6 protein-coding genes are annotated in these 9,026 nt (G+C 69.6%); 2 read left to right on the top strand and 4 right to left on the bottom strand.

Translation table 11 applies throughout. From position 1 onward, the window contains the following. Positions 1-155: 155 nt before the first annotated feature. Complete coding sequence (locus VF542_RS04445) at positions 156-896, top strand: SDR family NAD(P)-dependent oxidoreductase (protein WP_408650501.1); 741 nt, start codon at positions 156-158, stop codon at positions 894-896. A gap of 24 nt (positions 897-920) precedes the next feature. On the opposite strand, the gene VF542_RS04440 is transcribed toward VF542_RS04445, so the two are convergent. Continuing rightward, positions 921-1,445 (bottom strand): GreA/GreB family elongation factor, encoded by a 525-nt coding sequence (locus VF542_RS04440; protein WP_408650500.1) that lies wholly within the window; start codon positions 1,443-1,445, stop codon positions 921-923. Between the two features lie 397 nt (positions 1,446-1,842). On the opposite strand from VF542_RS04440, the gene VF542_RS04435 reads away from it, so the two are divergent. Next, complete coding sequence (locus tag VF542_RS04435) at positions 1,843-2,262, top strand: STAS domain-containing protein (RefSeq protein WP_408650499.1); 420 nt, start codon at positions 1,843-1,845, stop codon at positions 2,260-2,262. A 136-nt stretch (positions 2,263-2,398) separates the two neighbouring features. Here VF542_RS04435 and VF542_RS04430 read toward each other — a convergent pair whose 3' ends face one another. The 3 genes from VF542_RS04430 to VF542_RS04420 form a co-directional block, all read right to left on the bottom strand. Further along, a complete protein-coding gene (locus VF542_RS04430) occupies positions 2,399-5,455 on the bottom strand; it encodes an ATP-binding protein (RefSeq protein ID WP_408650498.1) in 3,057 nt (1,018 codons plus the stop codon). 154 nt (positions 5,456-5,609) lie between these two features. Beyond that, positions 5,610-7,589, bottom strand: a complete 1,980-nt coding sequence (locus VF542_RS04425; RefSeq protein WP_408650497.1) for a CheR family methyltransferase — start codon at positions 7,587-7,589, stop codon at positions 5,610-5,612. 9 nt (positions 7,590-7,598) lie between these two features. Then, entirely contained in the window at positions 7,599-8,654 is a 1,056-nt protein-coding gene (locus VF542_RS04420; protein ID WP_408650496.1) for a chemotaxis protein CheB, read from the bottom strand. Between the last annotated feature and the right edge of the window lie 372 nt (positions 8,655-9,026).

Below are 9,026 nucleotides of genomic sequence, written 5' to 3'. Positions count from 1 at the left end.
GGCCGGCTCCACGGGCCTGGCCGGCTCCACGGGCCTGGCCGGCTCCACGGGCCTGGCCGGCTCCACGGGTGCGGCCGGCTCCACGGGCCTGGCCGGCGGCCCGGGATGAGTTCAGCGTCGGTTCAGCGAATCAGCCCTGAGAGCCAGGAGGCGACATGCGGACACTCGACCAGCGCGCGGTACTGATCACCGGCGGCGGCAGCGGCCTGGGGCGCGCGGTCTCGCGACGGCTGGCCGCCGCCGGAGCGCATTCGGTGGTCGCCGACATCGATGTCGAGGCCGCCGAGAGCACCGTCCGGTTGGTATCCGGCGCCGGGGGCAGCGCGTCGTCCTGCCGGCTGGACGTGACCGATCCGGACAGCGTCGCCGAGGCGATCGATGCCACCGCGGCACGGTTCGGGCAGCGCTTCGACGGCCTCGTCAACAATGCCGGCACCGACCGGGGCGCCGGCATCCTCGACATCACCGACAAGCAATGGCACGACGTCGTCACGGTCAACCAGTCGGGTCCGCTCTACACCACCAGACAGTTCCTCAAGACCCTCGGCACAGCCGAGCGCAGCTACCCCGCCGACATCGTGAATGTCATCTCGATCTCGGCCATCACCGTGGGCGCTGACGCCGCCGCCTACAACAGCTCGAAGGCCGCGCTGGCGATGCTCACCAAGATCATGCAGCGGGAGGCCTATGAGTACCGCTGGCCGGCCCGGATCCACGGCCTGATGCCGAGCGCCATGAACACCCCGATGATGGAGCAGTGGCACCTGTCCGAGGAGGTCATGATGGACCCGGACACCGTTGCCAGCGCGGTCGAGTTCATGCTGACGCTGCCGCCGGACACCTTCGTCCAGAACCTCGTGATCAATTCACGGCGCGAGCCCGGCTGGCCACGCTGACCAGCCGGGACGCCACCTAGGCTCTCAGGCCGACTTCGCCGACTGGGCCGTGAATTCCTGGCCGTCCACCGCGACGACGTCGACGGTGATGGTGGTCCGGTTCGCGGCCCGGTAGCTGATCCGGTCACCGGGCAGCGCGCCCTGCAGCGCCTGGCCGAGCGGGCTGTTCGGCGTCACGACCTCGTCGTCACCGAGGGCGAGTTCGTGCGGCAGCACCACGAAGGTCTCGCACGTGCGACCGCCGTCGAAGCTGACCTGGACCCGGCTGCCGACCTCGATGGTGCCGGCCGGCCGGCTCTTGCGGCCGTTACGGCGAGGCTGCCGGATGCTCTTGGGAGCCTGCAGCATCAGTTCCAGCTCGGTGATCCGGGCCTGCAGGTCCTCGATGGTGATCGCGAGCTCGACGTTGGCGCATCGGTCGGCGGCGTCCCCGCACGACCCGGGCGGGCTGTAGTTGGCAAGCGCCTCGGCGCGCTGGGCCTTCAGATCATCGAGCCGGCAGCGGATGGCGTGCTCGACCGCATCCGGCGAGGTGTGCTCCGTCGACACGGCCGGGGGAGATTCAGGAGCGGGGGATGCCGCGGCAGCAGGCTTGCGGCGGGGCGACTTGCGGACAGTCGGGGCAGGAAGGGTTGAGGTCATGGCGGAGTGCTCCGGCGAGTGGGGCTGAACTGGCGAAACCACCTGCTGGGCCGGCCCAATTCTGAGTTAGACGGTACGGCACGCCAGGACCGGCTGCCACTCCGGGTCAGGTGCACAACTTGGCTGGTGTCGCGGCCCGCCGCTACCGGCACCGGCCCACCGCGCCGGTCAGGTTGGCGGAACTGCTGTTCATTTACCACAAGAAGCGGTTACCGTTTAGATGGGTTGAATGCCGCAGCCATCCGGACTCGTACAGAGCTGTCCTGAACAGGATCGCCGGCGAGGTCGACCACCGGAGGCTCAGATGGCCACGGACCCGTACCACTCCAACGCCGAGGGTGAGCGGCACAGCTTCGCGCTGCGGGTCGGTGGCTGCGATCCCGAACGGGTGATCTTCTTTCTCCGCGGAGATCTGCTGGGCCCGTCGTGCTCGCCCTTCGAGTACTTCACCCGCGAGTGCATCGACGCCGGAACCCGGCGGCTGCGACTCGATCTCACCGACCTGCGCTCCCTCGACCTCGACGGGGTGGACACCCTGGTGGTGGTGCATCAATGGCTGTCAGCCGTGGGCGGCCGGCTGGTGGTCACCAACGCCAATGCCGAGGTCATGTCGGTGCTGCGGCTGTTCGGCAGGCCGCTGCGGGCAACCCGGACCTCGGTGGTCTTCGCCCCGGCAGTCACGCCGCCGGTCGGGCGGGCCGCCAGGCGGCGACTGGCCGGCTGAGCCTTGCTCTGAGAGGCAGGCCCGCAAAGAGACGGGCCTGGCAGAGAGACGGGCCTGGCAAAGAGACGGGCCTGGCAAAGAGACAGGGTGACTGGCGCGAGCTAAGGCGACGCCCACGCGTTCGGGCACGGGTGACTCAGGCGTGCAGGTGTGGGATCTCCCCGGTCAGCGCCACCTCTTCGGCGATGTCGCGCAGCTTGCGGTGCCGGTTCTGGCTGATCTTGCGCAACAAGTCGAAAGCCTGCTCGTCGGTCAGCTTGAGCCTCGCCATCACGATGCCCATCGCGGTGCCGATCTGCCGGTTGCTGACCAATGCCCGTTCCAGGTTGGCTGCCCTGTCCTCGGCACGGTTGAGCGCGTACTCCCGCAACCTGGCGAGTTCGTAATGGGTGTGGACCCGGGCCAGCAGTTCCTCGGCGGCGAACGGCTTGACGATGTAGTCATCAGCACCGGCGCGCAGGCCTTCCGACGCGGATGCGGCGCCGGCCCTGGCCGTGAGCAGGATGACCGGAATCCGCATCAGCATCGGGTTCGCCCGCATCAGCTCGACCAGTTCCAGGCCGCTGCGGTCGGGCAGCATCACATCCGACAGCACGAGATCCGGTGTGACTGACCCCGCCAGCGCCTCCTCGACCGAGCCGACGGCCTCCACCTGCCAGCCATCGGCCCGCAGCAGCCTGGTCAGGTAATCGCGCATGTCGACGTTGTCCTCGACCAGCAGGATCTTCCCGCCCGGTAGCGCCTCGGCGCCGCCGGCCGGCTCCGGTTGGCTGCCCGCTTCGGCCGGAACCGGGTCGCTCCGGGTCCCGGACCAGGTGTGCGCCTCGGCGATGAAGGCTGGCGCGACGGTGCAACCGCCGCCGGCGACCGGTTGCTGGTGCGGCCCGACGGTGGCACGGGGCAGCCGGACGGTGAACTCGCTGCCGCTGCCCAACTCGCTGCGCACGCTGACCTCGCCGCCGTGCGCGTGGGCCAGGTCACTGACCAGCGACAGGCCGATGCCGGCCCCCTCCCGGCTTCGGGCGCCCCGGACGGGCACCTGGTGGAAGCGCTCGAACACCCGTGGCAGCTCCTCGGCCGAGATGCCGAGGCCGGTGTCGGACACCGTCAGGCAAACCTCGTCGCCACCTTCGGCGAGCCGGAGCGTGATGCTGCCCTTCGGCGTGAACTTCACCGCGTTGGACAGCAGGTTCAGCAGGATCTTGGTGACCATCTCCGGATCGACGGCGATCGGTTCGGTCACCTCGGCGGTGTCGACCACCAGCGCCAAGCCGGTCTCCTCCACCACCGAACGGAACATGCTGGTCACATCGGTGCTCAGCCGAGCCAGGTCGGTCAGTTCCAGCTCGGCGTGCAGCTCGTCAGCTTCGGCCTGCGCGAACTCCAGCAGCGTGTCCACCAGCCGGCTCAGCCGCAGCACCGCGCGCCGGGCGGAGGTCACGTCCGCGCGGCGATCAGCCGGCAGGTTGACCTCCGGATCGTCGAGCAGGGCGTCGATCGGCGCCATCATCAGCGTCAGCGGCGTCCGGAACTCGTGGCTGATGTTCTCGAAGAACCGGGTCTTGGCCTGGTCCAGCTCGGCGAAGGCCTCAGCACGGCGATGCTCGGCGTCATAGGCGGCGGCGTCGGTGAGAGCGATCCCGAGCTGGCGGGCGGCCAGGTCCAGGAACCGCAGGCAGGACTCGTCCACCGTCCGGTAGGGATTGCACCCCATCGCCAGCACGGCATGCGGCTGTGGACCGCGCCCGCTGAGCCACACCGGCTGCAGCCGGATCGTCCTGGGGGTGGCCGGGCCCAGCGGCGAGGGCAGGTAGAGCGCACCCGGCGCGAAGGTGTCCGCGTCGATGCTGGCAGCTGCCCCGGTGCCCAGCACCCGGCTCACCGCCGAGTCCTGGTCGCTGGCCGGTATCACCGCGGGCAGTTCGGTTCCCGCGGGGAAGAGCCCGTAGCAGCCCTGCAGCCGGGCCTGTCCGTCCTCGCCGAGGGCATAGACCGCCGCGAACGGAATGCTTTCCCGGTTCCGCGCCAGCACTCGCAGCGCCTGCTGGCAGACATTCTCGGTGCTGCCCGACTCGGCCACCGACAGCGCCCCCAGTTCCCGGATCGTCACCATCTGCCGGGTGGCCACCTGCCGGTCGGTGACCTCGGCGGTGGCGACGAAGACTCCGAGAACCTCGCCGGAGTCACCGGTGATCGGGGAGTAGGAGTAGGTCCAGTAGGTCTCCTCCTGGTAACCGGCCCGCTCCAGGAACAGCAGGTCGTTCTCGAAGTAACTGGCGCCGTTGCCGGCCAGCACGCTCACTGCCCGGGGACCGATGGCCGGCCAGATCTCGGCCCAGCACTCCGCGGCCGGCTGGCCCAGGGCGGCTGGATGCTTGTTGCCCACCAGCGCTCGGTACGCCTGGTTGTAGAGCTGGATCAGCTGTGGGCCCCACCAGATCAGCATCGGGACCTTCGAGGCCAGCACGGTGCGCACCGCGGCCCGCAGCTCGCTGGGCCAGCTGCGCATCGGCCCGAGCGGGCTCGCCGACCAGTCGGCCTCGCGCAGCATCGCCATGGTCGCTTCCTCGCCGACGACCAGGTCCGCCGCCTCCTCCTCGCGCTCGGGCAGTCGACCGGTGAGCGGGGTGACGACCGCCAGCGCGGGCGCGGTAAGGCTCAGCTCCCAGCGCAGCAGGTGCTGATCGGTCAATGGATGCTGGAACGCCTGAACCTGCACCGCCAGCCGGACGCCGTCGCCGGCCCGTTCCACCTCGGCCCGCTGCGCCGGTTGTCCGGTCCGGACGCCGGTGATCAGCGAGCGGATCACCCGCCGGTACTCGGACTGGAAGAGGGAGGTGACCGGACGCCGGCTGCCGGAACTGTCCTGCCCGGCCAGCAGCGCCGACGCCGCCCGGTTGCGATCCAGCATGATGCCGTGGGCATCGGTGATCAGCAGGGCCTGCGGCGCGGCGTCGAACAGCTGCTCGTTTCGGGCGCTGAGCGCTTCCAGCTTGGAGCGGGACTCGGCCAGCTGCTCGTGCTGGGCCCTGAGCTCCTCATCGGCCACCAGCAGCTGCTCGCCGAGGTCGGCCACCTCGGCGATCAACTCGCTGACCTCGGTGCTTCCCTCTGCGGCGGCCATCTCGGTCAACCGCGAGCGCTTCTCGTTAAGGCGGGCCAGGAAGTCGGAGAGTTCCGAAGGCGATGTCATGTCGTCCCCATGGTGTTACTACCCCCACCCGCGGACGGCTGTGTCTCAACCGCCGCGACTGTGGGGCATGTTATACAACGTCGGGCGACACGAACGAAACGTCCGGTCTGATCACATCGAATTCGGCCAAACAGCCACCGCGGCACCGCGGCGCTCAGCTGCCGGCCGGCCCTGGCTCCGTCGGTCCTGGCTCCGCCGGTCCTGATCCCGCCAGTTCCGATCCCGTCGGCAGGATGGCGCCGTCCATCAGCAGCAGGGCGCCACCGCTGCCGTCGCGGTCCAGGCTGGCATCGGCCAGGGTGGTCACCGTCACCCGCAGCTCCACCGGCCGGCCGCGCCGGTTGACGGCCTGCAGGCTCAGCTCGGCGTGCTCGCGGTCGCCGCCGGCCACCTCACGCACCACCGCCCGCAGCTCCCCGGTGGGCAGGCCGATGTCGAGGTTCAGCAGGTGCTGGCCCACCGCCTCGTCCTCCCGCACGCCCCACAGCTCGTAGGCCTGGCGGTTCCAGGTGCGCACCGTCAACTCGGGGCTCACCACGATCGCCGCGGCGCTCAGGCTGCTGAGGATCGACTCCAGGAACCGGTTCAGCGCGCTGACCTCAGCCGTTCGGTTCTGCAGTTCCTGATTGGTCAGGTGCAACTCGTCGTTGGTGGACTGCAGTTCCTCGTTCGTCGTCTCGAGTTCCTCGTTGGTGGACTGCAGCTCCTCGTTGGTGGTCTCGAGCTCCTCGACCGTGGATTGCAGTTCCTCGTTCGTCGTCTCGAGTTCCTCGTTGGTGGACTGCAACTCCTCGTAGGCGGTCTCCAGCTGCCGGTTGCTGGTTTCGAGCTCGTCGTTCAACCGCCGGAACCGGGAGACGTCGTTGAACATAAGCGACACCCCGAGCAGCCGGTTGAAGCCCCCGGTCAGCGGCAACACCTGGATGTCGAGGAACGTCACCTCGGTCGACGAGCGGTGCCACTCGATGCCGCGCAGCCAGGCCGGCTGCCGGGAGGCGCCGACCTCGTCGATGTAGGAGCGAAGCTCCGCCGGCCGGTAGGAGATCTCGAGTTCGGAGAAGTTCCGGCCGGTGTCGCGGGCGCTGAGCCCGAACGTGGCGCCGGCGGCATGGTTGATCAGCTGGATCCGGCCGTCGTGGTCGAGCACGATCTGGGCGACCGGGCTGTTCAGGAAGGCCTCGGACTGCAGCTGGGCGCGTTCGACCGGAGGTGCGGTGGCGGTGGCTGCCCCGCGGAAGCCGTCGACCGCGGTCAGGACCGCGGGTGCCGTGCTGCGCCGGCGGAAAAACCGGCGCTTGAGGTCGATCGGCTCGAAGGCGGCGCTGTGGTTGAGCAGCATCTCGGCCTTGCCGAGGAACAACACACCCTGTGGCTTGAGGGCGAAGCTCAGCCGGGACACGATCCTGGCCTGCGTCTCGGCGTTGAAGTACATCAGCGCGTTGCGGCAGGCCAGCAGGTCGATCCGCGAGATCGGGGCGTCCTGCAGCAGGTCGTTACGGCCGAAGATCACGCTGCGGCGCAGGTCCGGGTCCAACTGGAACCGGGTTCCGGCCGGTTGGAAGTACCGCTCGCGGTAGCCGTCGGGCAGGCCCGCCAGCTCGCGCTCGGTGTAGCTGGCGAGCCGGGCGAAGTTCAGCGCCTCCTCGTCGATGTCGGTGGCATAGATCTTGACCCGGGACCGGAACTTCTCCGGGCCGAGGGCCTCGGCGAAGACCATCGCGAGGCTGTAAGCCTCCTGTCCCGAGGCGCAGGCGGCGCTCCACAGCCTGATCGGCTCGTCGCCGAGCTGGTCCAGCAGCGCGGGAACCAACTCCCCGGCCAGCAGGTCCCAGGCATCGGAATCCCGGAAGAACCCGGTGACATTGATCAGGATGGTGTTGAAGAGCTGGGTGAACTCCTCCGGATGGACCTGCAGGTAACCGTGGTACTCCTCGAACTCGGCCACGCCGGCCCGATCCATCCGGTGCTGCACCCGGCGCACCAGGCTGGCTCGCTTGTAGCCGGTGAAATCGAAGCCCCGAACCTCTTTGAGGTAGTCCAGCAGCCGTTCGAAGGCCGGCGTGGAAACCGCGGCCACGCCCGTCCCGGCGGCTGAAGTGCCGCCGAGAGGCTCTGAGTGCTGGGTACCGGTCACCGCCTCAACCTAGTATCCCTCGCGCTCGGCCGTGCTCACCTTGCTGGTCTGCGGCGATGACTCGAGCAGCTGCCGGATCAGCTTGGCGGCGTGGGTGGCGTCCTCGGCCTGGGCGGCGAAGCGGCCGGCGCTGAGCTGGCTGCCGCGGGCGTCGGCCCTGCTCGCCAGCTGACCGGCGAGCGCGGCCTTCTCCTCCAGGCTGCGCAGCGCCATCCACAGCGCGCTTTCCAGCTGCAGCGACTGCTCGCCGAGCAGGCTCTCCGGCGACCAGGCATGGCCGACCCGGCACCGGTAACGGACCAGGCCGCCGTCGGCGATCTCGAACAGGGTGCCGGCGCAGTCCGGGCAGGAGAAGCCCGACGGTGAGCCCGGCCGGTCCGGGTTGTCGTAGGCCCGGTCGGACAGGGTGGCCATCCCGAGTTCGGTGTCGGTCAGGTCATCAGGCTGGTCAGAGGCGTGCCGGTGCTCAGCCTGCGGCACCGGCACCAGGTCGCCGTCGGCTGCCGTCCGGCACAGCTTGTCGATCAGCTGCCCCAGTTCCGCCGCGCTGCCGACGTGGTCGGGGTCCAGATGTGCGAGGACACTCGCGGGCATCGCGGGATAGCTCGCGTCCTCCGGATCCTGCACCAGAACCAGGCCGCCGTGCTGGCGAACCGCCACGGCGCCGGCAGTGCCGTCGTCGAGGACGCCGGACAGCACGACGCTGATCACGCCGGCACCACGAGCTCGGGCAGCCGAGCGGAACAGCACGTCCACGGCCGGGCGGTGGCCGTTCTCGCGCGCGCCCCGGGTCAGCAGCACCCGGCCGTCCTCGACGAACAGGTGGTGGTCGGGCGGGGCCACCAGGATCTCACCGGCCACGAGCGGCTCACCCGAGCCAGGATGCCGGGCCGGCAGGTGCCCGGCCCTGTCGAGGATCGCGGGCAGCACGCTGCCGCCGTACGGCGGCACGTGCAGCACCACCAGCACCGTGGCCGACAGATCGTCGGGCAGCGTCGCCACCAGCATCTTCAGGGCCTCGACCCCGCCGGCCGACGCACCGATCACGACTAGGTCGTAAGCCATAGTCCCCTCTGAGTCTCACTCAAGCTGAGCGCCTGGTTGCTGCTGTGCGCGAGCACAAGGTCCCGATGTCGTGTGGTTCCTCCATCTATCATGCCCGCCCCATTTCCGCCAGCACCATGCAACCGGCCGTCGCCCGCCCGCGGCAGGACTGCCGCGGGCGTTTCGCCCCGGTTCGGCGCACCTTTCGAGCCGCGGCACAACGTCCTAGCATGAGGGCCGGGCTGGCATCGGGGCAGAGCCCGAGGGAGGGGTCCATGGTTGCCGAACCGGAGCTGAACCGATTTCTCGCCGAGCTGAACGCCCGCCGACGTCGCCTGTCGGTGGCCGGCTCGGGATCCTCCTTCGATGCCGACGTGCTCGCCGAGCTCACCG

This window comes from Jatrophihabitans sp. (assembly GCF_036389215.1).
In the GTDB taxonomy this organism is placed as follows: domain Bacteria; phylum Actinomycetota; class Actinomycetes; order Mycobacteriales; family Jatrophihabitantaceae; genus Jatrophihabitans_A.
Note: the sequence above shows the minus strand (reverse complement) of the source record. Positions and strands in the feature narration are given on the sequence as shown.

What these genes read in the sequence shown, in the direction of transcription:
- VF542_RS04445 (WP_408650501.1), top strand. Translation starts at nt 156, where the DNA reads ATGCGGACACTCGACCAGCGCGCGGTACTGATCACCGGCGGCGGCAGC.
- VF542_RS04435 (WP_408650499.1), top strand. Translation starts at nt 1,843, where the DNA reads ATGGCCACGGACCCGTACCACTCCAACGCCGAGGGTGAGCGGCACAGC.
- VF542_RS04430 (WP_408650498.1), bottom strand. Translation starts at nt 5,455, where the DNA reads ATGACATCGCCTTCGGAACTCTCCGACTTCCTGGCCCGCCTTAACGAG.
- VF542_RS04420 (WP_408650496.1), bottom strand. Translation starts at nt 8,654, where the DNA reads ATGGCTTACGACCTAGTCGTGATCGGTGCGTCGGCCGGCGGGGTCGAG.